We start from the raw sequence: 23502 nt of genomic DNA on the forward strand, positions 1-23502 counted from the left end.
GCTGCGCTTGTCCGGGACGACACCGTATGTGAGGTGATCGCCGGGCCTCCAGCGAAGCTACTTCACCGCGTCAAAACACCAGGCCAGAATGCCCTTCTGCGCATGCAGGCGGTTTTCGGCCTCGTCGAACACGACCGATTGCGGACCGTCGATCACTTCATCCGTGACCTCCTCGCCGCGATGGGCGGGCAGGCAGTGCATGAACAGCGCGTCGGGCTTGGCCAGCGACATCAGCTTGCCGTTGACCTGATAGGGCTTGAGCACGTTGTGACGGTGCTCGCCTTCCTTGTCGCCCATCGACACCCAGGTGTCGGTGACGACGCAGTCGGCGCCGCGCACGGCGGCCTCCGGATCGGTGCCGAGCATGATCGGCGCGCCGGTCGCCTTGATGAAGTCGCGCATCGCTTTTTTCGGCGCGAGCTCCGGCGGGGTTGCGACATTGAGCTGGAACTTGAAGCGCTCGGCGGCGTGAGCCCAGGACGCCAGCACGTTGTTGTCGTCGCCGGTCCAGGCCACCGTCTTGCCCTCGATCGGGCCGCGATGCTCCTCATAGGTCATGAGGTCGGCCATCACCTGGCAGGGGTGCGAGCGCCGCGTCAGGCCGTTGATGACCGGCACGGTGGCGTTGGCCGCGAGCTCCAGCAACGCGTCGTGGTTGAGGATGCGGATCATGATGGCGTCGACATAGCGCGACAGCACGCGCGCGGTGTCGGCGATGGTTTCGCCGCGGCCGAGCTGCATCTCCGCACCGGTGAGCATGATGGGCTCGCCGCCGAGCTGGCGCATCGCGACGTCGAACGACACGCGTGTCCGGGTCGACGGGCGCTCGAAGATCATCGCCAGCGTCTTGCCTTCGAGCGGCCTGACCGGCTGCTGCGCCTTCTGCTTCGCCTTCATGGCGGAGGACGCCGCGAGCATGTTCTTGAGCTCGGACAGCGGCAGCTCGTTGATATCGAGGAAGTGCTTTGGAGTTTTATTGGGGGACTTGCTCATCAGCTTGCCGCCCGCTTGGTCTGGCTGGACGAGATTGCGGCGCAGGCGCGCTCGAGCCGCCCGACGCTGTCCTCGATCTCGGCTTCGGTCACGATCAGCGGCGGCAGGAAACGCACGACATTGTCGCCGGCCCCGACGGTGAGCAGCTTTTCGTGACGCAGCGCCGCGACCAGATCGCCGGAGGGCACCACGGCCTTGATGCCGATCAGAAGGCCTTCGCCGCGCACTTCGCTGACGACATCGGGATGGCGGTCGATCACGGAGGCGAGCTTCTGCTTCAGCAGCAGCGACATTCTCTGCACGTGGTCGAAGAAGCCGGGCTTGAGCATGACGTCGAGCACGGCATTGGCCGCGGCGACCGCCAGCGGATTGCCGCCGAAGGTCGAGCCGTGCGAGCCGGGCCCCATGCCGGCCGCCGCATCCGCGGTCGCCAGCACCGCGCCGATCGGGAAGCCGCCGCCGAGCGCCTTCGCCAGCGACATCACGTCCGGCGTGACGCCGGTGCGCCGATAGGCGAACAGATCACCACTGCGGCCCATGCCGGTCTGCACCTCGTCGAAGGCGAGCAGCAGGCCCTTCTCATCGCAAAGCTGGCGCAACGCCTTGAGGAAGGTCGGCGTTGCCGAACGCACGCCGCCCTCGCCCTGGATCGGCTCGATCAGGATGCCGGCGGTCTCCGGACCGATCGCCTTCTTGACGGCCTCGATGTCGCCGTGCGGCAGCTGGTCGAAGCCATCCATGGGCGGGCCAAAGCCTTCGAGATATTTTGCAGATCCGGTCGCGGCGAGCGTTGCCAGCGTACGGCCGTGAAAGGCGCCTTCGAAGGTGATGATGCGATAACGTTCCGGATGCCCCTTGGAGAAGTGATGATGGCGGACCAGCTTGATCACACCCTCCAGCGCTTCGGCCCCCGAATTGCAGAAGAACACGAAGTCGGCAAAGCTCTCGTTGCAAAGCCGGTTGGCGAGCTTCTCGCCATCCGGGCTCTGGAACAGGTTCGACATGTGCCAGAGCTTCGTCGCCTGCTCCTGCAACGCCTTGATCAGATGCGGGTGGCAATGGCCGAGCGCATTCACAGCCACGCCCGAGGTGAAATCGAGATAGCGATCGCCATTGGTCGCGATCAGCCAGCAGCCTTCGCCGCGCTCGAAGCCGAGGTCGGCTCTGGCGAAAACGGGGAGCAAATGCGGCGCTGCGCTGTTAGTCATGATGTCACTTGAATGTTGCGGACGGTGTGACGCGTGCATTGCGCAACGCACCATCGACCGGCCCGGAAAACGAAACGTGCCGCCTTTTAAGGGCGGCACGCGCGACTATCTTATGCCTGGCAAGACGGGTGTCAATGCCGCCCGGAAAGCCTCGCGAAACGCTGAATCCGTAGTCTTGCGGTGCCGATTTTGCGGGTTTTCACCACGGAACATGTGGAAGCGAGTCGGCGGACTCTTGCGCGGGAGTCACGCCATATTGTAGCGTTTGGATTGTCAGATACGACATCTCGTGCAGCGGTTCTGATCCCAAGAGTCCTCATGTACCGGCGTAAACGTTCGGGCGTCAGTCACGCGCCCGGCGAGCCTTAAGGGATTCTGACGGCACGGGTTTTTGAAGGCTTAGGCAATCGCTGCGAGGCCCCAGGATGGCTGGCGCGTAGCGAGGGAAAGGGTGCAATGACGGTTTTGACCTGGTCCGACGATCGCGTCGAGCAGCTGAAAAAGCTCTGGGAGGCCGGACTTTCGGCCAGCCAGATCGCAGCTGAGCTCGGCAATGTGACCCGCAATGCCGTGATCGGCAAAGTGCACAGGCTCGGTCTGTCCGGCCGTGCCAAGAGCCCTTCATCGGCAGCGCCCCGGCCGCGCAAGGCGCGTCCCGCGCAGCACATGATGCGGGTGACCCGCCCCATTGCGCGCGGCAACACCGCGCTGGCGCAGGCCTTCGAGGTCGAGGTGGAGGCTGAACCCGTCACCTACGACAACGTGGTGCCGATGAGCCAGCGGCTGTCGCTGCTCGAGCTGAACGAGGCGACCTGCCATTGGCCGGTCGGCGATCCCTCCAGCCCGGATTTCTTCTTCTGCGGCGGCCGGGCGCTGTCCGGCCTGCCCTACTGCGCCCAGCACTCGCGCGTGGCCTATCAGCCGGCGGCGGATCGCCGGCGTGCCCCGGCAAAGCCGGGCCCGCGGTGAGCGGATTTAGCTGATCGCAAAGACGGCAGCCGTCACACGACGGCGCCTCAACCAACTCGGTGTCATCCCCGCGAACGCGGGGATCCATAACCACAGGGCGCAGTTGTCGCGCGAGATGGTCACTCCGAGTCTTCGCCAAATCACTGCCTGTGGTTATGGGTCCCGGATCTGCGCTGACGCTTGTCCGGGACGACGCTGAGTGTGAGGCGACAGCCCACCAACTCCAGCGCTTGCAAACCCTACGCCTGCTCCGCCTTCGCGAAGCGGTCGTCCAGCGCGTAGCCGGCACCGCGGACGGTGCGGATCGGGTCCTGCTCGCGGCCGAGATTGAGCAGCTTGCGCAGGCGGCCGATATGGACGTCGACGGTGCGCTCGTCGATGTAGATGTCGCGGCCCCAGACGCTGTCGAGCAGCTGCTCGCGCGAGAACACGCGGCCGGGATGCTCCAGGAAGAACTCCAGCAGGCGATATTCGGTCGGACCGAGATCGATCGGCCGGCCCGAGCGCGCCACGCGGCGCTTGTCGCGATCGAGCTCGATGTCGCCATAGGCCAGCACTGTCGCGAGCCGCTCAGGACTGGCGCGGCGCAGCAGGCCCTTCACGCGGGCGAGCAGCTCCGGCACCGAGAACGGCTTGACGATGTAGTCGTCGGCGCCGGTCGCAAGTCCCCGCACCCGCTCGCTCTCCTCGCCGCGCGCGGTGAGCATGATGATCGGGAGCTGCTTGGTGTCGGGCCGGGTCCGCAGCCGGCGGCACAGCTCGATGCCCGACAGGCCCGGCAGCATCCAGTCGAGCACGATCAGGTCCGGGATGTGTTCCTTGAGGCGGGTGTCGGCGTCGTCGCCGCGCATCACCGTCTCGACGTCATAGCCGTCGCCTTCGAGGTTGTAGCGGAGAAGCTCGGTGAGAGCTTCCTCGTCCTCAACCACCATAATGCGTGCGCCCATGGTGTCGTCGCTCCTTAAGACTTCAGGTATTCGGGATCGTGGTGGCGAAGGTGGTCATGTCGCCCTTCGGCCGCTTGTCGGTCATCGCCTGGCCCTCGATCATGTAGAACACGGTCTCGGCGATGTTGGTGGCGTGGTCGCCGATCCGCTCGATGTTCTTGGCGCAGAACATCAGATGGATGCAGAACGAGATGTTGCGCGGATCCTCCATCATGTAGGTGAGGAGCTCGCGGAACAGCGAGGTGCAGATCGCGTCGACTTCCTCGTCGCCCTTCCACACCGCCATCGCCGCCGGCAGATCATGTGCGGCATAGGCGTCCAGCACCGACTTGACCTGCTGCTGCACGAGGTCGGTCATGTGCTCCAGGCCGCGGAACAGCTTCAGCGGATGGAAGTCGGTCTCCAGCGCGGCGACGCGCTTGCCCATGTTCTTGGCGAGGTCGCCGATGCGCTCGAGGTCGGTCGCGACGCGCATCGCGCCGACGATCTCGCGCAGGTCCACCGCCATCGGCTGGCGGCGAGCGATGGTGAGCACGGCGCGTTCCTCGATGCGCTTCTGCAACGCGTCGAGCTCGGCGTCGATGGTGACGACGCGCTGGCCGAGCGCGACGTCGCGGCGGATCAGCGCGTCGACGGAATCGACGATCATGCGCTCGGCGATGCCGCCCATCTCGGCGACCAGGCGGGTGAGCTCCTGGAGGTCGGTGTCGAAAGCCTTTGCGGTATGTTCGGTACCCATATTGCGTCTCCTCAGCCGAACCGGCCGGTGATGTAATCCTGCGTGCGCCGGTCGGTCGGCGACGTGAAGATCTTGCTGGTGTCGTCGAACTCGATCAGTTCGCCGAGATACATGAAGGCGGTCTTGTCGGAGACGCGCGCCGCCTGCTGCATGTTGTGCGTGACGATCGCGATCGTGTAGTTCTCGGACAGTTCCTGGATCAGCTCCTCGACCTTGGCGGTCGAGATCGGATCGAGCGCCGAGCAGGGCTCGTCGAACAGGATCACTTCAGGGCGCACCGCGACGGTGCGGGCGATGCACAGGCGCTGCTGCTGGCCGCCGGAGAGCGACAGGCCGGAGGCGTTGAGCTTGTCCTTGACCTCGTTCCACAGCGCGCCGCCGCGCAGCGCCTTCTCGACGCGGTCATCCATCTCGGACTTCGAGATCTTCTCGTAGAGGCGGATGCCGAAGGCGATGTTCTCGTAGATCGTCATCGGGAACGGCGTCGGCTTCTGGAACACCATGCCGACCCGGGCGCGCAGCAGGTTGAGGTCGAGCCTGGGGTCGAGGATGTTGGTCTGGTCCAGCATGAGCTGGCCGGTGGCGCGCTGGCCCGGATAGAGGTCATACATCCGGTTGAAGATGCGCAGCAGGGTCGACTTGCCGCAGCCCGACGGGCCGATGAACGCCGTGACGCGGTTGGCGCCGAGCGTCAGGTTGATGTTCTTCAGCGCGTGGTGCTCGCCGTAATAGAAATTGAGATTGCGCACCGTCACCTTGGCCGGGGCTTCCGGCAGCGGCTGCGAGGCCAGATGGGCGCTGGAACTCATGGATACGGACAGGTCGGTCATTTTGCAGTCCTCTCGGCGCCGAGGATGCGCGCGCCAATGTTCAGGGCAAGCACGGTGAGCGTGATCAGCAGCGCGCCGCTCCAGGCGAGCTGCTTCCAATAGGCGTAGGGGCTCTGGACGAAGTTGTTGATGGTGACCGGCAGATTGGCCATCGTCTTGTTCAGGCCGAGGCTGAAGAACTGGTTCGACAGCGCGGTGAACAGCAGCGGCGCGGTCTCGCCGGCGACGCGGGCGGTGGCGAGCAGCACGCCGGTGATGAGGCCCGAGCGCGCGGCGCGATAGGCGATCCGCTTGATCACCAGCGAGCGCGGCAGGCCCAGCGCCGAGGCCGCCTCGCGCAGGGGATTCGGCACCAGCAGCAGCATGTCCTCGGTGGTGCGCAGCACGACCGGGATCACGATGACGGCGAGCGCGAGCGCGCCTGCGATCGCGGAGAAGCCACGCATCGGCACCACCACCGCGCCATAGATGAACAGGCCGATGATGATCGAGGGCGCCGAGAGCAGGATGTCGTTGATGAAGCGGATCACCGAGGTCAGCTTGTCGTTGCGGCCGTATTCGGCAAGATAGGTGCCGGCGAACAGGCCGAGCGGCGCGCCGATGCCGACGCCGATCACCGTCATGATGATCGAACCGACGATCGCGTTGCGCAGACCGCCTTCGGTCGAGCCCGGAGGCGGCGTATCCGCGACGAAGAGCTCAAGATTGAGGCCGGCCAGGCCGTTGAAGAGCAGCGTGATCAGGATCAGCGCGAGCCAGGTGACGCCGAAGGCGGCCGCGGCGAAGCAGAGTCCGCGGATCACGATGTCCTTGCGGCGGCGACGCGAATAGATCGGATTGAGCGCCATGACGTTACTTCCCCGCCTTCTTGTCCAGCCGCATCAGCATCAGCCGCGCGGCGGCCAGCACAAAGAACGTCAGCACGAACAGCAAGAGGCCGAGCAGGATCAGGCCGGACTGGTGCAGACCGTCGCTCTCGGCGAACTCGGATGCGATCGCCGCCGAGATCGTGGTGCCCGGCGCGAAGATCGATGAGGAGATGCGGAACGAGTTGCCGATGATGAAGGTCACCGCCATGGTCTCGCCGAGCGCGCGGCCCAGCGCCAGCATGACGCCGCCGATGATGCCGACGCGGGTGTAGGGGATCACCACGCTGCGGACGACTTCCCAGGTGGTGCAGCCGACGCCGTAGGCGGCCTCCTTCAGAACCGGCGGCACCGTCTTGAACACGTCGACCGAGATCGAGGTGATGAAGGGCAGCACCATGATGGCGAGGATCAGCGCGGCGTTGAACGTGCTGAGATAGGACGGCGGACCGGCGAAGATCGCGCCCAGCACCGGGACGCCGTCGAAGATCCTGATCATGAAGGGCTGGAAGGTGTTGGCCAGGAACGGGCCCAGCACGAAGAAGCCCCACATGCCGTAGATGATCGAGGGAATGCCGGCGAGCAGCTCGATCGCCATGCCGATCGGGCGGCGCAGCCATTGCGGGCAGAGCTCGGTGAGGAAGATCGCAATGCCGAGACCGACGGGAATGGCGATCAGCATCGCGATGAAGGAGGTGACGAGCGTGCCGTACATCGGTCCGAGCGCGCCGAGCACGGGCGGATCGGCCGACGGCGCCCAGCGCTGTGTCCACAGGAAGGAGAAGCCGTATTCCTTCATCGCCGGGAACGCGCCGACGATCAGCGAGACGATGATGCCGCCGAGGATGAGCAGCACCGAGATCGCGGACAGCCGCGTGATCCAGTAGAAGGTGACGTCGCCGAGCTTGAACGCGCTCAAGGCCTTGGCGCGGTCATACGGTCCGGCGTCGTCGATTACATCGCTCTGAACGGCCATCTCTGCCACGCCGATCCCCTGTGCCCGTTATATACGCTTGTTGTCAGTCTTTTTGTCGGTCTCGCGCTCCGGACGCGGCGCACGCCGATCCGGAGCGGAAGTCTTGCGGGTCCCAGCGCGGCGTCCGGGACAGGAGCACCTTAGCTCTTGATCTCGGCAGCCCAGGTCTTCTCGATCAGGGTCACGACGCCCTCGGGCATCGGGATGTAGTCGAGCTCTTCAGCCGCCTTGCCGCCGCTCTTGAAGGCCCAGCGGAAGAACTTGATGGCTTCCTGCGAGGCCGCCTTGTCGGTGGCGTCCTTGTGCATGAGGATGAAGGTCGCCGCCGTGATCGGCCAGGACTTCTCGCCGGGCTGGTCGGTCAGGATGACGTAGTAGCCGGGCGCCTTGGCCCAGTCGGCGTTGGAGGCGGCCGCCTGGAAGGCTTCGACGGTCGGCTGCACCGGCTTGCCGGCCTTGTTGACGAGACCGGTGTAGGTCAGCTTGTTCTGCTTGGCATAGGCGTACTCGACGTAACCGATCGAGTTCTTGGTCTGGCTGATGTTGCCCGACACGCCTTCGTTGCCCTTGGCGCCGACGCCGACCGGCCACTCGACCGCGGTGCCCTCACCGACCTTGCTCTTCCAGTCCGCGCTGGCCTTGGCGAGATAGTTGGTGAAGTTGAAGGTGGTGCCCGAACCGTCCGAGCGGCGGACCACGGTGATGGCTTCCGAGGGCAGCTTCACGTTCGGATTGAGCTTCTTGATCGCGGCGTCGTCCCACTTGGTGATCTTGCCGAGATAGATGCTGGCGAGCGTCTCGCCGTCGAACACCATCTCGCCGGGCTTCACGCCCTCGAGGTTGACGACGGGGACGATGGCACCCATCACCATCGGCCACTGCACGAGGCCGTCCTTCTCGAGCTGCTCGGCCTTGAGCGGCGCGTCGCTGGCGCCGAAGGTCACGGTCTTGGCCTGGATCTGCTTGATGCCGCCGCCGGAACCGATCGACTGGTAGTTCAGACCGTTGCCGGTCTCCTTCTTGTAGGCGTCAGCCCATTTGGAATAGATCGGGAACGGGAACGTGGCGCCGGCGCCGGTGATGTCGGCAGCAAAGGCCGCTGTCGCCGATGCGGCGACCAAGCCGGCAGCGACGATCGTCTTGAGGAAATTCATGCTGGTCTCCATACAGGGGAGCGAAGCGCCATCAGCGCCCGATCGCGCTCCCCGTGCCGCCCCTTTAGGAGCGGTCGGCTGTGCTTTTACGAAGGTTTCGTGACAGCTGAATGACTATCTTAAGCGACTGAAATCGTTATAAATTCAGCTCAGAGCAGCAGGCTTGCCCTGGGGAAAACAGGCGGTGAAAGTGGCGCCCTGCTTGGGCACGCTCTCGATCAAAAGCCGGCCGCGATGACGGTTAAGAATATGTTTCACCAGCGATAATCCGAGCCCGGTGCCGCCCTGCGAGCGACTGTCGCCGACGTCGACCCGGTAGAACCGCTCGGTCAGCCGCGGCAGGTGCTCGGGCGAGATGCCGGGGCCGAAATCGCGGACCATGATCCGGATTTCCTGAGTTCCATCAATGGCCGCGCCAGATGTCAGCGTCACGATGACGCGTCCGCCGGAGGCGCCGTATTTGAGCGCGTTCTCGATCAAATTCTCGAACAGTCGGAGCAGCTCCTCGCGGTCGCCCGCGATCATCACCGGGCCATCGGGCAGATCGATCTCGACCTCGACCTGGCGCTCGCGCGCCAGCGGCTCGAGCCCGTCGGCGACCTGGCGGATGATCGGCAGCAGGTCGACCAGCGTGTCGGGCCGGACATGGGCCGACAGCTCGACCCGCGACAGCGACAAGAGATCGTCGATCAGGCGCGCCATGCGGGTGGCCTGGTTGTGCATGATGCCGAGGAAGCGCTCGCGCGCCTTGGGATCGTCCTTGGCCTGGCCCTGCAGCGTGTCGATGAAGCCCGACAGTGCGGCCAGCGGCGTGCGCAGCTCGTGGCTGGCATTGGCGACGAAGTCGGCGCGCATCTCCTCGACCCGGCGCAGCGGCGTCTGGTCGTGGAAGGTCATCAGCATGCATTTGTCGGCGCCGCCGAAGCTGGTCGGCACCGGCACCGGCGTGATCATGAGCTCCATCCAGCGGTCGACCGGGACGTGGTCGAGATAGGTCGCGCGCCGCGGCTCGGTGGTCGCGATCGCCTCGCGCAGCGCCGTGATGATCTCCGGCGAGCGCAGCGCGAACTGGGCGAGCTCGTTCCGGCGCAGCGCCGGCGCGAGCTGGGCGGCGGCGGCGTTGAGGTGGATGACGCGGCCGGCGCGGTCGAGCAGCACCGCCGGATCCGGCATGCCGGCGACGACCGCGGCCACCGCCGCGCTCTCGACCGGGGTGATCCGCCTGACGTCGTCGCGCGAGGCGGCGGGATCATGCAGGCGCCACGGGATCAGCGCCGCCGCCGCGATACAGAGGAATACGATCGCGGCGTGCAGCGCCGACAATTCGCCGAGCGAGACCACGACGGACAGCGCCAGCGCCGCGGCGATCAGGATCACGGTCGAATGCCGCAGCCGGTCGGACCAGGGCTGGGCGGAGGGAGAAGAAGATGGGGCGTCGATCGCCATCGGGGCGGACTTCTCCTGGTGGTTTGTCCTTAAGACTTCACTCCTAAGGCCTGACTCCTAAGGCCTTACTCCTAAGGCTTGGCGCCGTCGCTGCGCTCTCTCACGTAAGCGGCTTCACGCGCCGGGCCGGGGTCGAGCTTGAGCGCCGCCTGCTGCAAGCGCTTCGATCGTGCGCCGATGATAACTTCGCGAAACGTCAGCAAGATTACAGATATGACGAAAGGGGACAGATAATAGAGGACGCGGAACAGCAGCATGCCGCCCAGAAGTTCCTCGCGATCCATCTGCCAGAGACCGACCAGCATGGCGGCGTCGAACACCCCGAGCCCGCCGGGCGAGTGGCTGGCGAAGCCGAGCAGGGTGGCCGAGACGAAGATCACCGCGACCACGACAAAGCCGAGATTGGGCTCGTCCGGGACCAGCACGTACATCGCGAGCGCGCAGAAGCCGAGATCGACGATGCCGATCGCGATCTGGAGCAGCGTCAGCGGGCCGCCGGGCAACACCACGGTCCAGGGCCCGCGGCCGACCACGCGCGGCTGGGTCCAGACCCAGACCACGTAGCCGACCAGCCCGACGATGATCATCAGCGCCATCACCCGGTTCAGCCAGGGCGGAAGCAGGTCGATCGAGGCGGCGGCCTCCGGATGATAGGAGATGCCGAGGCCGAGCACGGCGGCATTGCCGAGCCAGAAGGTCAGGCCGGCAAGGAAGCAGATCTTTGCGACGTCGATCGCGTTCAGCCCGTAGGCCGAATAGATGCGATAGCGCACCGCACCGCCGGTGAAGACGCTGGCGCCGACATTGTGGCCGATCGAATAGCTGGTGAAGGCCGCCAGCGCGTTGATGCGATAGGGCACATGGGCATGGCCGATCGCGCGCACGGCGAACAAATCGTAGAAGGTCAGGGTGAAATAGCCCGCGGTGACGAACAGCGCCGCCATCGCAATCTGGGTCGGCTCGGTGCTCTTGATCGCCTCGAGGACTTCGTTGAAATCGATGCCTCGCAGCATGTGGTAGAGCACATAGCAAGCGATGCCGATAACCGCGACGCTGATCACAACGCCAAGCTTATGCAGGATTTGCTTCTGGCGCAGAAACGACACCGCCCTGCGTATGGCTTCCAGCATCTAGACCTCGAACAACGCTTCAGCGGCCAGGGTGGCCGGCGAACAGGCGGACGACGCACAGGCACTCAACGAACGGCACTCGACGATCCCTTGCCGCCGGCTCCGGCATCGCGCATGCCCCCCGCCCCTCCACTAGCGCGTTTTGGGGCGGAGTGGAATTCGCCAATTCGAACAAAAACACGTGCATTCAATATTTTAGGCAGGGTTGCGGGCTCCTGATGCACGGTTTGGCGCCTTCGGCGGCAGGACCTGAGGCGAATCTCCATGGCGATCCTGCGCAGGCGCCATGAAGTTTTGATGATTTCGGCCGCATAATGTTCCTTCACGCCTTAAGCCGACGTCAATCTATGGACCGCGCCCGCCTGTTGAAAGAGGGCGGTCGACGCTGCCGTTCACGGATTTCCGGCGCGCCGTAAGGCCGCGGCGGCCCCGCTCCAGCGCCTCACTCCGACCGAAGGGGTCGGGTGCGTAGCAACGTCACAGAGCGGCGGGCGGTGCGGTGCGCGCAACCACCCGGTCGCGCAGCCAGGCGCCGATGGTGCAGCCGACGAGGTAGCAGGCGAACATGATCAGGCCGAGATCGAGCCAGTAGCCGAAGCGGCCGGGAACGACGTGTGCGAACGAGGCCGCGACCAGGGCGGCAGCAAGCGCGGCGAGCCAGCGCGCCGTCACCTTCGAGGTGCCGTTGCCGCGCTGGACCACCGAGATCCAGCCCATGCAAAAGCCCAGCAGCAGCGAGCCGATCAGCCAGCCCAGATGGAACGAGACGAGATAGGGCATCGTCACCTCACCAGAAATTCGATGCGGCGGTTCTGCGCCTTGCCTTCGTCGGTGTCGTTGCCGGCGAGCGGCTGCGTGCTGCCATGGCCGACCGCGGTGAAGCGGCTGGCGGGCAGGCCGGCCTTGACCAGATAGTCGATCACCGCCTGTGCGCGCTTCTCCGAGAGAGCCCGGTTGAAGCCGTCCTCGCCGTCGGCGTCGGTATGCCCGGCAACCTCGACATTGGTGGTGGGGCAGCGCAGCGCCGTCTCGATCAGATGATCGAGGATGGCGGCGGAATCCGGATCGATGTCGGCGCGCTTGGCCGCGAAGCGAATCTTGCCCTTGGCGAGAAGGTCCGTGAACAATTGCTGGCACACGGTGCCGTCGACCGGGCCCGCCGCGGGCTTCACGGTGATCTCCGGCTTGTACTGCCAATTCTTCGGGAAGTCCTTGCCGAGGCCGGCGCGGATGTCGTTGGCGGCCGCCTCGTAGAGCGCGTCGCCCGACAGCTTCACCTCGCGGTCGGAGACGACGAGCGTGCCGGTCGACAGCCGCGACAGCGCGCCGAGCGCTGCGACCACGGCGGTGTTGAAGGAGCCGGGCGCGCCGACGCTGGCCTTGAGATTGTCGACGACCTTCTCGGTGAAGAATTTTCGCGCGGCGCTGGTGGCGATCGCGGCGTGGATGGTGTTGTCGGGAACGTAGCCGGTCAGCGTCACGGTCGCGGCGACCGGATCCTTGTAGGCCTGGAAGATATAGGGCGGCGCCTTGACGTCGTTGGCGGCGACCGAGAAGCCCTCGGGCAGGTTCTTCAACGCAGCCACGATCGCCTCGCGGCCGCCGAGATCGCGCGCCATGCCCGACAGATTGACCTTGGTGTCCGTGATCGTGATCTTGCCGTCCTTCAGCTTGCCGATCTGGTCCAGCAGCAGCATCGCGGCGGCCTCGAACCGCGGCGGCGCACCGCGCGCCAGCCCCATCTGGTCGGCCACCTCGACGCCGCCGACCTCCTTGCGGGCCGCCTCGGTCAGCCGGCCCTTCATCGACGGCAAGGGCGCGGAGCCGGACAGCGTCACCCGCACCACGTCGCGCTCGGCGTTCCAGACGAAGGGTTTGGCCTCGGGAACAAGGCGGGTCCGGTCGTCGACCAGGCGCACGCCCGGGACGGTCTCGACCGCCACCACGGCATCGCGGCGCCCCTCCTCGGAGAAGGCGTCCGCGGCCAGGCTGACGTCGCGGCCGTCGACCGCGATCCGGGTCTTGTCCAGAACGGTGTCCTTCAGCGCCGCCGAGCTGCGGGCCGACAGGTCGGCTTCGACCGGTAAGGTGTTATTCCAGGCCGCAAATCCCCACATGACGGCCAAGGGGATCAGCCCCGGCCACCATTTGCTGGCCCACTTGAAAAGCTTCTGCATTCGACGACCCGAACTCTGGAACCGGAGACAAAACAAACCCTTGGCAGGCTGTCAAACCGGAAATGGTGCCCTTGCGAAGGCCCCGCCTGGACAATCGGAATAACTTTTTCTTCAAGGGTTCTTCCGTAAGTTGAAAGTGGAATGCCAGAGTCCGCCAGCGGGTCATGAAACAACTGCGTAACAACGTCATCCGCGCCGGGCTGGGAGCACTCTATTTCAGCGGGGCGCACCACCTGCTGCGCCCGCTTTTGTCGGGCGTCGGCGCCATTTTCATGCTGCACCACGTGCGGCCGGCCCGTGAGGCCGCGTTCCAGCCGAACCGGCATCTCGAAGTCACCCCCGAATTCCTGCGTGCGACGCTGTGCCATCTGCGCTCGCGCGACATCGACATCATCAGCATGGACGAGCTGCATGAGCGGCTGGTGCAGGGCCGGTTCGACCGCCGCTTCGCCGCCTTCACCTTCGACGACGGCTATCGCGACAATCTGGACTACGCGCTGCCCGTGCTGCGCGAATTTGACGCGCCTCTGGCGGTCTATGTCGCGAGCGATTTTGCCGAGGGCACTGGACGGCTGTGGTGGGCGGCGCTGGAGGCCGTGATCGCCAAGGTCGAGCAGATCGACGTCAGAGTAGGCCATTCCGTGCTGCGGCTCGATGCGACGACGCCAGCCGCCAAGCAGGCAACGTTCGACCGGCTGCACGATTGGCTGCGCGCACTGCCGGGCGAGCACGATCTCAAACGGGAGATCGAGGCGCTCTGCGCGACATACGATGTCGACATGGCAGCGCTGTGCCGCAGCCTCTGCCTGTCCTGGGCCGAGCTGAAGACCTTTGCCGCCGATCCGCTGGTCACGATCGGCGCGCACAGCGTCAGCCATTGCAACCTCGCCAAGCTGGCGGAAGACATCGCCGCGCAGGAGATCGCCACGAGCCGCGCGCGGATCGAGCAGGCGCTGGACCGCCCCGTGCTGCATCTCGCCTATCCCTATGGCGACCGCGAGGCCGCGGGGATGCGCGAATTCGGCCTTGCTGCAACGGCGGGCTTCAAGACCGCGGTGACGACGCGGCCCGGCATGCTGTTCGCCGACAATGCCGCCCACATGACGGCGCTGCCGCGCGTTTCGCTCAACGGCAACTACCAGGACGCGCGAATCCTGCCGGTGCTGACCTCGGGCGCCGCAACCGCGATGTGGAACGGTTTTCGCCGGATCGCGGCGGCGTAGGCGCTCCGATCACCGCCGTCGTCCCTGCGAACGCAGGAACCCATACCGCGTGATCTATCGGTTTGTGATCGGTGGGCGGACCGAACGACTAGCCTTCGCCAAACTTCTCCCTGTGGTTATGGGTCCCTGCGTTCGCAGGGACGACACTGAGCTGGTTGAACGGCTCATGCATTCCACGCGCGGCCTTCCTTGACTCCCCACCCCTCCCCGCTCAAAACATCGCCAACCCAGGGAGGCACCATATGTTCAACGATCTGTTCTCGCTCAAAGGCCGCGTCGCGCTGGTGACCGGCGGCTCGCGCGGCATCGGCAAGATGATCGCGGCGGGATTTCTCAGCGCCGGCGCTGCGAAGGTCTACATCACCGCGCGCAAGGCGGGGCCGTGCGAGGCCACCGCCAAGGAGCTCACTGCGCAATATGACGGCGAGTGCATCGCGCTCCCGATCGACATCTCGACCGTCGAAGGTTGCGACAGGCTCGCCGGCGAAATCATCAAGCTGGAGCCGAAGCTCGACATCCTCGTCAACAATGCCGGAGCTGCCTGGGGCGCGGAGTTCGACGAGTTCCCCGAAAGCGGCTGGGACAAGGTGATGGATCTCAACGTCAAGTCGCTGTTCTTCCTGACCAAGGCGCTGGCCAAGCCGCTACGCGCGGCGGCGTCGCACGAGCGGCCGGCGAAGGTGATCAACATCGCCTCGGTCGACGGCATCTTCGTCAATCCGGGCGAGACCTATTCCTACGCCGCCAGCAAGGCCGCCGTGATCCACCTGACGCGGCGCATGGCGACGAAATTGATCAAGGACAACATCAACGTCACCGCGATCGCGCCGGGCGCGTTCAAATCCGACATGAACCGGGCCGCGCGCGACCATTCGGACGAAGTCGCAAAGCGCATTCCGGCGCGTCGGATCGGGACCGACGAGGACATGGCAGGGCTGGCGATCTATCTCGCCTCGCGTGCGGGTGATTACGTGGTCGGCAACACCATCGCCGTCGATGGCGGCGTGGTGTATGCGAATGCCGGGCTGGAGATCGCGGGGTAGGTGGCGCGAGCTAGCATAGAGCGCGCCTCATACTCGCTGTCATGCCCCGGCTTGACCGGGGCATCCAGTACGCCGCGGCTTCTCGGCTCTATCACAACCGTCTCTGGAATACTGGATCGCCCGGTCAAGCCGGGCGATGAGAGTGAGTGCGTGGCGCGGTCGTCGCGTCTCGCAGGCGCCCCTACGACTCGATCTTCACATACTCGAAATCGCCGGGCTTGTTGTCGATGCCGACCTTCGGCGGCGAAATCCAGGAGGCGAACTTGCCGCTCTCCGTGACGGGCTGCATCAGGGAGGTGATGAAGTCGCCGTCGGCGGTCGAGGGCAGCCATTCGTCCTTGCGCTTGGCCCAGGTGGCATCGTCGATCAGGAGGCCGTCGGGCGTCGCGTGCACGTCCTTGAACTCGCCGATATGGCGGTGGAAGGCGACGTTCGGCAGCTTGAGCTGGAAGTCATATCCGGCGGTCGAGATCACCTTGTTCCAGCGCAGCATGCCCTTGACGCAATCCTGGCTGTAATCGTCGCGCAGGCGCATGTTGAGCGCGGTCAGCGCCGGCTCGTCGACCAGCTTGATCTCGCCGTTGATGAACTTCAGCACCGGATAGGTGGCGTTCTTGAGCTGGTGATCATCCTCGATCTGGGTCTCGTGATAGCGGCCCTTGATGCCGGCGTTGAAGGCGTTCGCCGCGTTGGTCGAGACCTCCGAGCCAAACAGATCAAGCGACAGCGTGTAATGCAGGTTCAGCTTCTTCTGGATGGTCGGCAGGTCGATCACCCCGAGCGCGCGGACTTTCGCGATGTCGGTGGGGTCGGTGATGCCGGCCTCGCGCATCGCATCGCAGGTGCGCTGCACGACGCGGGTGATGCCGGTCTCGCCGACGAACATGTGGTGCGCTTCCTCGGTCAGCATGAAGCGGCAGGTGCGCGACAGCGGATCGAAGCCGGACTGCGCGAGGCTGTGCAGCTGCATCTTGCCGTCGCGGTCGGTGAAATAGGTGAACATGAAGAACGACAGCCAGTCCGGCGTTGCCTCGTTGAAGGCGCCGAGCATGCGCGGTGCGTCGGCATCGCCGGAGCGGCGGCGCAGCAAATCATCGGCTTCCTCGCGGCCGTCGCGGCCGAAATATTTCTGCAGCAGGTAGACCATCGCCCAGAGATGGCGGCCTTCCTCGACATTGACCTGGAACAGGTTGCGCATGTCGTAGAGCGAGGGCGCGGTCTTGCCGAGATGGCGCTGCTGCTCGACCGAGGCAGGCTCGGTGTCGCCCTGAATCACGATCAGGCGGCGCAGCATGGCGCGATGCTCGCCCGGGACTTCCTGCCAGGCCGGCTCGCCGTAATGCTCGCCGAACGGCACGACGCGGTTCTCTTCCTGCGGCGCAAGCAGGATGCCCCAGCGATAGTCGGGCATGCGGACATAGTCGAACTTCGCCCAGCCGCGCGGATCGACCGAATAGGCGGTGCGCAAATAGACCAGCGATTCCTGGAAGCCTTCCGGCCCCATGTCGCTCCACCAGTCCATGTAGCCGGGATGCCAGCCTTCCAGCGCTTTGAGCACCTGGCGGTCTTCGGCGAGATTGACGTTGTTGGGAATCTTGGTCGAGTAGTCGACGTTCATGATGTTCATGTTCATGGCCGTGCTCCTTGCTCCCTGTCGTGTCCCGGACGCAGTGCTGCACTGCTGAGCCGTGACCTGTGTCTGGTCCGTCTGGGTCCCGGTTCTGCGTCGCACCGCTTCGCGTTGCGTCGCGCCCGGGACACGAAAGTCGCTAAACCCGCGTCATATCGAATTTCGGCTTCTGCCCGCTGCCATAGCGGCGCAGCGCGCCTTCCTCGCCGACCGCGTTGGGGCGCTGGAAGATCCAGTTCTGCCACGCGGTCAGGCGCGAGAAGATTTTCGATTCCATCGTCTCCGGGCCGACGAAGCGCAGGCTGGCTTCCATGCCGGTGAGGCTGTCGGGCGAGAAGCTGGCGCGCTCCTCCAGGAACACGCGGACCTCGTCGTCCCAGTCGATGTCGTCGAGCGCGAAGGTGACGAGGCCGAGCTCTTCGGCCTGTTCGGCATCGAGCGCGGTGCCCATCGTGGCCTCGGCGCGTTCCACATCGGAGGGATCGGCCTGGAAGCGCGACTCCAGCCGGGTCAGGCCGTGGCTCATCGGATACGGGCCGAAATTCATGGCGGAGAGCTCGATCGACGGCGGCGGACGGTTGTCGCCCTGGCGCGTGCCGATCAGCATGTAGGAGCGGTCGGCGGCGAAGACGAGTTCGGCCAAGGTGCCGGCGAAGCAGGAGCCGGGCTCGACCAACGTCACCAGCGTGCGCGAGGTGACGTCGATGCGCTTGAGCACGCGCTTCCAATAGTGGCGGATCTCGTTGACCAGCCAGTGCGCCTTGTTGGCTTCGAGGAACGCGTCGTGCGCGAGCACATGGGCGCGGTCGCCATGGCTCTTGAACACCAGCATGGCGATCTCGAGCTCGTTGATGCGCAGATGAAGGATGGCGTCGTCGAGCTCGCGCGCGACCTGGAGCGGCCAGAACGAAGCGCCCTGCGCCATCATGCCGTCGATGTCGGCGGGCGGCGCGGCCTCCGGCGCCTTGATCGCAATCGTGGCGATGCGGGCGGCACGGTCGATGTCGACGGTGACGAAGCCGTAACGGATGCTGGTCGCGTCGATCGCGCGCTTGAGCTGTGTCAGCGCGATGCCCTTGCCGCTGCCCTTGCGCTTCGAGGCGGCCGCAAATTCCTTGGCACGCTCGGCGATCTTGCCTTCGAGCTTCGAGTTCGGCGCGATCTCGTCGACGAGGCGCCACTGCACGGCGCGCTTGCCCTTCACGCCCTCCTCGATGGTGCAGAAGAAATCGGCATGGTCGCGGCGCACCTTGCGCTTGTCGACCACGCGCGTCAGCCCGCCGGTGCCCGGCAGCACCGCGAGCAGCGGCACTTCGGGCAGCGCCACCGAGGAAGCGCCATCGTCGGCGAGGATGATGTAGTCGGTCGCGAGCGCCAGCTCATAGCCGCCGCCGGCGGCCGAGCCGTTCACCACGGTGATGAAGCGCTGGCCGGAATTCTCCGACGAATCCTCCATGCCGTTGCGGGTCTCGTTGGTGAACTTGCAGAAGTTCACCTTGTGGGCATGGGTGGAGCCCGCGAGCATGCGGATGTTGGCGCCGGCGCAGAACACGCGGTTCTTGGCCGAGCGCATCACCACGACCTTCACGTCCGGATGCTCGAAGCGCAGGCGCTGGACCGCGTCCGCCAGCTCGATGTCGACGCCGAGATCGTAGGAATTGAGCTTGAGCAGATAGCCCTCGAACAGGCCGCCGTTCTCGTCGACGTCCATGGTCAGCGTCGCGACGTCACCCTCGACCGCGAGCTTCCAGTGCTTGTAGCGCGACGGTTCGGTCTGGAAATCGATGAATGTCGCGCCGCCTGCGAGGCGCCGATCTTCCCCGGCCATGGGCCACCCTTGAGCTCGTTTTGGTTTACCGTTAGATGCACAATAGTGCATCTTTTTGAATGCGTCTAGCCCTTAACCGCTCATGCATGCACTTTGTTTCATGCAGTCGGTCAGAACCGCACAATCGCGCCAAGCGCGATCCAGTCGGCCTTCGACAGCTGCGGGCGGCCGATCTTGGCCTGGAGCAGCGCCACCAGGGCCGCGACCGGAAAGCTCTCGACAAAACCGTCGCCGCCGCTGGCTCCCTTGCGCGCGCTCAACGCTCGCAGCTCCGCCAGCGCGTCGCCGAACAGGCGCGCGGCCGAATGCGCCTTCTGCATGCGCAAGCGCAGATTGGCGTTGGCGATATGGATGCAGGCGCGCAGCAGGATGCGTTCGCGGCCGCTCTGCGGGGCTGCGGCCCACACCGTCTCCAGCACCTCCTGCGCTTCCCAGAAATAGCCGCGGTCGTTGAGCGCGAGCCCGTAGCGCAGCGCCGGATGGCGCGCCGGCACGAAGCCGCGAAAGGCCGAGGGCACCAGCGCCTTGGCCAAGCCAAGCGTTTCGTTATCGGCCTCGATGCCGCCGGTCTCGCCCGGCACATAGGCCCATTGCGGCCATGGCAATGGGCCGGCCGCATGTGAAGGCACATTCATGGATGTGCCTCCGCATGGTCATGCGGCGCGTCCCCCGAGTCCCTGATCGTCGCGCAGGGCCGCTTTTGCAAATTGCTCAATCGCGTCAAGCGTCGCCCCCGGCGCTTCACGATGCGGGGAATGGCCCGCGTCTGAAATGACTTTAAAATCTATCGGACAGTAACACTCTTCCTGCGCAATTTCGACCTGACGCAGTGTCCCATATTGGTCGCCCGCACCTTGCAGGACCATGATGGGAACGCGGATATAGGCCAGATATTCCGAGATGTCCCAGTCGCGGAATTTCGGATCGAGCCAGGCGCCGTTCCAGCCGTAGAAGGCGTTGTCGACGTCCTTGTGCCAGCGCGCGAGCTTGGCCTTCAGGTCCGTGGTCTCAAAGCTCGCCTTGATCGCGGCGATCGATTTCACCGAGATGTCCTCGACGATGAAATGCGGCGCGATCAGCACGAGGCCGCTGACACGGTGATCCTGATGCGCGCCGGCATAGATCGTCGCGATCGAGGCGCCGTCGGAATGGCCGAGCAGCAGGCCGCGCTTGAAGCCGATCGCATCGAGCAGCTTCGGCAGCACGTCCAGCGCCTCGCGCTGCATGTAGTCCAGCGGACGCGGCAATGTCACCGGGCTCGACTGGCCGTAGCCGGCGCGCGAGTAGAGGAAGATGCCGGCACTGGTCGCTTGTTGCAGCTTCTCAGGGAAATCGCCCCAGAGCCCGACCGAGCCGAGGCCTTCGTGCAGCATGACGATGGTGGGGGCGTCGGCGGATGGCGGCGCGAGCCATTTATATTCGAGGCTGGCGCCGCCGATGCTGAGGAAGCCGGTGGGGGTGAGGTTGGTCATGCTGTCACTCTTCGTCCGTCGCATTCAACGTGGGACGCCGTCACGCGCCACTTGCTCAGTCGTTCCCTCCCCCCTTGCGGGGGAGGGCTAGGGAGAGGGGTGCCACACGGGGACTCCCGATGCGACGAAGAACGTCTGGTGCGCGACGACGAACACCTTTTGCTGGGCTACCCCTCTCCCCCGCCCTCCCCCGCAAGGGGGGAGGGAGCGCAGTGGAGTTTGCCGCGACGGTGTCAGTCACCATCAACATGCGCGCATGCTCAATTCGCGCCTTCCCGCAGCTTGAACCGCTGGATCTTTCCCGTCGCCGTCTTCGGCAAGGACTCCACCACGTCGATCCAGCGCGGATATTTCCAGGGGCCGATCTTCTGCTTGACGTGCTCCTTGAGCATCTCCTGCAGCCCCGTCGTCGTTGCGCCCGGCCGCAGCACGACGAAGGCCTTTGGCTTCAACAGGCCTTCGGGATCGGCCTCGGGCACCACGGCGGCTTCCAGCACGGCGGGATGGGTGATCAGCGCGCTCTCGACCTCGAACGGCGAGACCCAGATGCCGGAGACCTTGAACATGTCGTCGGCGCGGCCGCAGAAGGTGTAGCGGCCGTCAGCGTCGCGGACATATTTGTCGCCGGTGCGGGTCCAGGGGCCCTCAAAAGTGCGGCGGCTCTTGTGGCGCTGATTCCAATAGCCCTCGCCGGCCGAGGGCGCATCGACCAGGAGCTCACCGACCTCGCCGTCGGCGACGTCCTGGCCGGCCTCGTTGACCAGCCGCACCGCATAGCCCGGCACCGGCTTGCCGGATGAGCCGTATTTGATGTCGCCGGGCGCATTCGACAGGAAGATGTGCAACAGCTCGGTCGAGCCGACGCCGTCGAGAATGTCGACGCCGAAGCGCGATTTCCAGCTGGTGCCGACGGATTCCGGCAGCGCCTCGCCGGCCGAGGTGCAGATGCGCAAGGCACCGCCGCCACGTTCCGCCTTCATCGTCTCGTCGTTGAGCATCGCCGCGAACAAGGTCGGCACGCCGTAGAAGATCGACGGCTTGTAGCGGTTCATCAAGTCGAACATCCGCGCCGGCGTCGGCCGTTCGCTGTTCAGGATCACGCTGGCGCCGACCGACATCGGGAAGGTCAGCGCGTTGCCGAGCCCATAGGCGAAGAACAGCTTGGCGGCGGAGAGACACACATCGCTCTCGCGGATGCCGAGCACCTGTTTGGCGTAGGTGTCGGCGGTTGCCTGCAAATTGGAATGGATATGGCGCACGCCCTTGGGCATGCCGGTCGAGCCGGACGAATAGAGCCAGAACGCCGGCTCGTCAGGATGCGTCGCGGCGGTGGCGAACTGATCGCTTTCGCCGTTGAGCTCCTCGGCAAGCTGCTTGTGCCCGTTCTGCTTGGCGCCGGAGACCACGACATGCTCGAGATCGGGCATGCGGCCGACCACGTCCTTGATGACGGGATAGAGTGCCTCGGAGACGAACAGCACGCGCGCGCGGCAGTCGGCGAGGATGTAGGCGTACTGGTCCGCGGTCAGCAGCGTGTTGAGCGGCACCGGCACGATGCCGGCGCGGATCGCGCCCAGGAACAGAAGCGGGAAATCGACGGTGTCCAGCATGATCATCGCCACGCGCTCCTCGCGGCGGACGCCGAGCCGGCGCAGCATGTTGGCGGCGCGCCGGCTCTCGCGCTGAAGCTCGCCATAGGTGAGCCGCGAGACGGTGTCGTCGAAGGCGAGCTTGTTGCCGCGGCCCTGCTCGACGTTACGGTCGAGCAGCCAGGTCACCGCGTTATAGGATCCCTCGCTCACGGACTTCTCCCCCGAATTTAGAATTATAATTCATAGAAAGACACCGCATTGGCTTGCTGTCAATGCTAGCAGGCATTATGTTTCATTAAAATGCGCCGCAGGACACCCTTCAAAGAGACATCCCTTAAAGAAGGCTCATGACCGACAGTCCCGACGCAGAATCCCGATTTCTCGAACAGCTCGGCCAGCGCGTGCGCACCATGCGCGCGCTACGCGGCATGTCGCGCAAAGTGCTCGCCAAGGTATCAGGAATCTCGGAGCGCTACATCGCGCAGCTCGAAAGCGGCAAGGGCAACGTCTCCATCGTGCTCTTGCGTCGCGTCTCCGACGCGATGGGCGCGCATCTCGAAGATCTGCTTCCCAGCGCCGATCCGACGCCGGATTGGCAGATGTTTCGCGACCTGCTGCGCAAGGCCACGCCTGCCCAGATCGCGCAGGCAAAAGATCTGCTCGCCGGCGGCAGTGCAACCGCACCGCGGCGCGCGCCGTTCTGCGGCATCGCGCTGATCGGCCTGCGCGGCGCCGGCAAGTCGACGCTCGGCCGGATGCTGGCGAAGAAGGTCGGCTGGAGTTTTGTCGAGCTCAACAAGGAGGTCGAGCAGCAGAACGGGCTCTCGGTCGCCGAGATCATCGCGCTGTACGGCCAGGAAGGCTTTCGCCGCATGGAGCAGGCGGCACTGCAACAGCTGCTCGCGCGCAACGAGCTGATGGTGCTGGCGACCGGCGGCGGCATCGTCTCCGAGCCTTTGACCTTCGACCAGATCCTGACCTCGTTCTACACGATCTGGCTGAAGGCCGAGCCCGAAGAGCACATGGCCCGCGTCCGCCGTCAGGGCGATTTGCGTCCAATGGCGGACGACCGCTCCGCGATGGCGGAGCTGCGCAACATCCTGCTCAGCCGCGAGCCCCTGTATTCGCGCGCGACGGCGGTGGTGGACACGGCAGGTCTCAGCGTCGACGCAGCGGCCGCGCGGCTGATCGATGCGGTGCGGCCCGTGCTGCAGAACGAAGCCCGCAGTTTTGGCTTGCGCAGCGTGGCGCTGTAGGTAATTGACCAGCCTCGGCCGTC

The 23502-nt window shown here is 65.3% G+C and carries 21 protein-coding genes; 4 read left to right on the plus strand and 17 right to left on the minus strand.

Annotated elements, in window-relative coordinates:
* Positions 1-57: 57 nt before the first annotated feature.
* Together argF and AABA86_RS04855 are read right to left on the minus strand one after the other, a co-directional pair.
* Positions 58-993 (minus strand): ornithine carbamoyltransferase, encoded by a 936-nt coding sequence (argF, locus tag AABA86_RS04850; protein ID WP_212244003.1) that lies wholly within the window; start codon positions 991-993, stop codon positions 58-60.
* Entirely contained in the window at positions 993-2201 is a 1209-nt protein-coding gene (locus tag AABA86_RS04855) for an aspartate aminotransferase family protein (RefSeq protein WP_338305934.1), read from the minus strand. The genes argF and AABA86_RS04855 overlap by 1 nt, the downstream gene beginning before the upstream one ends.
* 456 nt (positions 2202-2657) lie before the next feature.
* On the opposite strand from AABA86_RS04855, the gene AABA86_RS04860 reads away from it, so the two are divergent.
* Complete coding sequence (locus tag AABA86_RS04860; RefSeq protein WP_028139786.1) at positions 2658-3170, plus strand: GcrA family cell cycle regulator; 513 nt, start codon at positions 2658-2660, stop codon at positions 3168-3170.
* Positions 3171-3409: 239 nt separating this feature from the next.
* Here the strand turns inward: AABA86_RS04860 and phoB are convergent, their stop codons facing one another.
* The 10 genes from phoB to AABA86_RS04910 form a co-directional block, all read right to left on the minus strand.
* Positions 3410-4117 carry a phosphate regulon transcriptional regulator PhoB gene (gene phoB / locus AABA86_RS04865; protein ID WP_094976360.1) on the minus strand — a complete coding sequence of 236 codons (708 nt, stop codon included), beginning with the start codon at positions 4115-4117 and terminating at the stop codon, positions 3410-3412.
* 22 nt (positions 4118-4139) lie between these two features.
* Complete coding sequence (phoU, locus tag AABA86_RS04870; RefSeq protein WP_212244001.1) at positions 4140-4856, minus strand: phosphate signaling complex protein PhoU; 717 nt, start codon at positions 4854-4856, stop codon at positions 4140-4142.
* Between the two features lie 11 nt (positions 4857-4867).
* Positions 4868-5686 (minus strand): phosphate ABC transporter ATP-binding protein PstB, encoded by an 819-nt coding sequence (gene pstB, locus AABA86_RS04875; protein ID WP_212243999.1) that lies wholly within the window; start codon positions 5684-5686, stop codon positions 4868-4870.
* Positions 5683-6534 (minus strand): phosphate ABC transporter permease PstA, encoded by an 852-nt coding sequence (gene pstA, locus AABA86_RS04880; RefSeq protein WP_212243997.1) that lies wholly within the window; start codon positions 6532-6534, stop codon positions 5683-5685. Before pstA ends, pstB begins: the two co-directional genes overlap by 4 nt.
* Positions 6535-6538: 4 nt before the next feature.
* Positions 6539-7528, minus strand: coding sequence for a phosphate ABC transporter permease subunit PstC (pstC, locus tag AABA86_RS04885; RefSeq protein ID WP_026201750.1), 990 nt, complete (start codon positions 7526-7528; stop codon positions 6539-6541).
* A gap of 140 nt (positions 7529-7668) precedes the next feature.
* Positions 7669-8682: a phosphate ABC transporter substrate-binding protein PstS gene (gene pstS, locus AABA86_RS04890; protein WP_028139782.1), complete on the minus strand. Its 1014-nt coding sequence runs from the start codon at positions 8680-8682 to the stop codon at positions 7669-7671.
* A 144-nt stretch (positions 8683-8826) separates the two neighbouring features.
* Entirely contained in the window at positions 8827-10128 is a 1302-nt protein-coding gene (locus AABA86_RS04895) for an ATP-binding protein (RefSeq protein WP_338305935.1), read from the minus strand.
* Between the two features lie 71 nt (positions 10129-10199).
* Complete coding sequence (locus AABA86_RS04900) at positions 10200-11258, minus strand: YbhN family protein (protein ID WP_212243993.1); 1059 nt, start codon at positions 11256-11258, stop codon at positions 10200-10202.
* A gap of 477 nt (positions 11259-11735) precedes the next feature.
* Positions 11736-12038 (minus strand): hypothetical protein, encoded by a 303-nt coding sequence (locus tag AABA86_RS04905; protein ID WP_212243991.1) that lies wholly within the window; start codon positions 12036-12038, stop codon positions 11736-11738.
* A 2-nt stretch (positions 12039-12040) separates the two neighbouring features.
* A complete protein-coding gene (locus AABA86_RS04910; protein WP_212243989.1) occupies positions 12041-13435 on the minus strand; it encodes an OmpA family protein in 1395 nt (464 codons plus the stop codon).
* A 164-nt stretch (positions 13436-13599) separates the two neighbouring features.
* Here AABA86_RS04910 and AABA86_RS04915 point away from each other — a divergent pair, with 164 nt between their 5' ends.
* Positions 13600-14658 carry a polysaccharide deacetylase family protein gene (locus AABA86_RS04915; protein WP_338305938.1) on the plus strand — a complete coding sequence of 353 codons (1059 nt, stop codon included), beginning with the start codon at positions 13600-13602 and terminating at the stop codon, positions 14656-14658.
* A 242-nt stretch (positions 14659-14900) separates the two neighbouring features.
* Positions 14901-15701: an SDR family oxidoreductase gene (locus tag AABA86_RS04920; RefSeq protein ID WP_212243979.1), complete on the plus strand. Its 801-nt coding sequence runs from the start codon at positions 14901-14903 to the stop codon at positions 15699-15701.
* Between the two features lie 181 nt (positions 15702-15882).
* Here AABA86_RS04920 and boxB read toward each other — a convergent pair whose 3' ends face one another.
* From boxB to AABA86_RS04945, 5 genes are all read right to left on the minus strand, one after another.
* The gene (boxB, locus tag AABA86_RS04925; protein ID WP_212243978.1) at positions 15883-17334 is read right to left on the minus strand and encodes a benzoyl-CoA 2,3-epoxidase subunit BoxB; all 1452 of its coding nucleotides are present in this window, start codon (positions 17332-17334) and stop codon (positions 15883-15885) included.
* A gap of 136 nt (positions 17335-17470) precedes the next feature.
* Positions 17471-19159 carry a 2,3-epoxybenzoyl-CoA dihydrolase gene (boxC, locus tag AABA86_RS04930; protein WP_338305941.1) on the minus strand — a complete coding sequence of 563 codons (1689 nt, stop codon included), beginning with the start codon at positions 19157-19159 and terminating at the stop codon, positions 17471-17473.
* A 110-nt stretch (positions 19160-19269) separates the two neighbouring features.
* The gene (locus AABA86_RS04935) at positions 19270-19794 is read right to left on the minus strand and encodes a DUF309 domain-containing protein (protein WP_338305942.1); all 525 of its coding nucleotides are present in this window, start codon (positions 19792-19794) and stop codon (positions 19270-19272) included.
* A gap of 18 nt (positions 19795-19812) precedes the next feature.
* On the minus strand, positions 19813-20631 hold the full coding sequence (locus AABA86_RS04940; RefSeq protein ID WP_338305943.1) for an alpha/beta fold hydrolase: 819 nt from the start codon (positions 20629-20631) through the stop codon (positions 19813-19815).
* Positions 20632-20891: 260 nt separating this feature from the next.
* Positions 20892-22433, minus strand: coding sequence for a benzoate-CoA ligase family protein (locus AABA86_RS04945; RefSeq protein ID WP_338305944.1), 1542 nt, complete (start codon positions 22431-22433; stop codon positions 20892-20894).
* Positions 22434-22570: 137 nt separating this feature from the next.
* Between AABA86_RS04945 and AABA86_RS04950 the strand changes: the two genes are divergently transcribed.
* Positions 22571-23479, plus strand: coding sequence for a helix-turn-helix transcriptional regulator (locus tag AABA86_RS04950; protein WP_211415534.1), 909 nt, complete (start codon positions 22571-22573; stop codon positions 23477-23479).
* The last annotated feature ends 23 nt before the right edge of the window (positions 23480-23502 follow it).

It is taken from the genome of Bradyrhizobium sp. TM233, from assembly GCF_036247965.1.
Classification (GTDB): Bacteria; Pseudomonadota; Alphaproteobacteria; order Rhizobiales; family Xanthobacteraceae; genus Bradyrhizobium; species Bradyrhizobium ottawaense.

What these genes read in the sequence shown, in the direction of transcription:
- AABA86_RS04895 (WP_338305935.1), bottom strand. Translation starts at nt 10,128, where the DNA reads ATGGCGATCGACGCCCCATCTTCTTCTCCCTCCGCCCAGCCCTGGTCC.
- pstA (WP_212243997.1), bottom strand. Translation starts at nt 6,534, where the DNA reads ATGGCGCTCAATCCGATCTATTCGCGTCGCCGCCGCAAGGACATCGTG.
- pstS (WP_028139782.1), bottom strand. Translation starts at nt 8,682, where the DNA reads ATGAATTTCCTCAAGACGATCGTCGCTGCCGGCTTGGTCGCCGCATCG.
- AABA86_RS04900 (WP_212243993.1), bottom strand. Translation starts at nt 11,258, where the DNA reads ATGCTGGAAGCCATACGCAGGGCGGTGTCGTTTCTGCGCCAGAAGCAA.
- AABA86_RS04920 (WP_212243979.1), top strand. Translation starts at nt 14,901, where the DNA reads ATGTTCAACGATCTGTTCTCGCTCAAAGGCCGCGTCGCGCTGGTGACC.
- AABA86_RS04915 (WP_338305938.1), top strand. Translation starts at nt 13,600, where the DNA reads ATGAAACAACTGCGTAACAACGTCATCCGCGCCGGGCTGGGAGCACTC.
- AABA86_RS04860 (WP_028139786.1), top strand. Translation starts at nt 2,658, where the DNA reads ATGACGGTTTTGACCTGGTCCGACGATCGCGTCGAGCAGCTGAAAAAG.
- phoU (WP_212244001.1), bottom strand. Translation starts at nt 4,856, where the DNA reads ATGGGTACCGAACATACCGCAAAGGCTTTCGACACCGACCTCCAGGAG.
- AABA86_RS04910 (WP_212243989.1), bottom strand. Translation starts at nt 13,435, where the DNA reads ATGCAGAAGCTTTTCAAGTGGGCCAGCAAATGGTGGCCGGGGCTGATC.
- AABA86_RS04950 (WP_211415534.1), top strand. Translation starts at nt 22,571, where the DNA reads ATGACCGACAGTCCCGACGCAGAATCCCGATTTCTCGAACAGCTCGGC.
- pstC (WP_026201750.1), bottom strand. Translation starts at nt 7,528, where the DNA reads ATGGCCGTTCAGAGCGATGTAATCGACGACGCCGGACCGTATGACCGC.
- phoB (WP_094976360.1), bottom strand. Translation starts at nt 4,117, where the DNA reads ATGGGCGCACGCATTATGGTGGTTGAGGACGAGGAAGCTCTCACCGAG.
- pstB (WP_212243999.1), bottom strand. Translation starts at nt 5,686, where the DNA reads ATGACCGACCTGTCCGTATCCATGAGTTCCAGCGCCCATCTGGCCTCG.
- AABA86_RS04905 (WP_212243991.1), bottom strand. Translation starts at nt 12,038, where the DNA reads ATGCCCTATCTCGTCTCGTTCCATCTGGGCTGGCTGATCGGCTCGCTG.
- boxB (WP_212243978.1), bottom strand. Translation starts at nt 17,334, where the DNA reads ATGAACATGAACATCATGAACGTCGACTACTCGACCAAGATTCCCAAC.
- argF (WP_212244003.1), bottom strand. Translation starts at nt 993, where the DNA reads ATGAGCAAGTCCCCCAATAAAACTCCAAAGCACTTCCTCGATATCAAC.
- boxC (WP_338305941.1), bottom strand. Translation starts at nt 19,159, where the DNA reads ATGGCCGGGGAAGATCGGCGCCTCGCAGGCGGCGCGACATTCATCGAT.
- AABA86_RS04935 (WP_338305942.1), bottom strand. Translation starts at nt 19,794, where the DNA reads ATGAATGTGCCTTCACATGCGGCCGGCCCATTGCCATGGCCGCAATGG.
- AABA86_RS04855 (WP_338305934.1), bottom strand. Translation starts at nt 2,201, where the DNA reads ATGACTAACAGCGCAGCGCCGCATTTGCTCCCCGTTTTCGCCAGAGCC.
- AABA86_RS04940 (WP_338305943.1), bottom strand. Translation starts at nt 20,631, where the DNA reads ATGACCAACCTCACCCCCACCGGCTTCCTCAGCATCGGCGGCGCCAGC.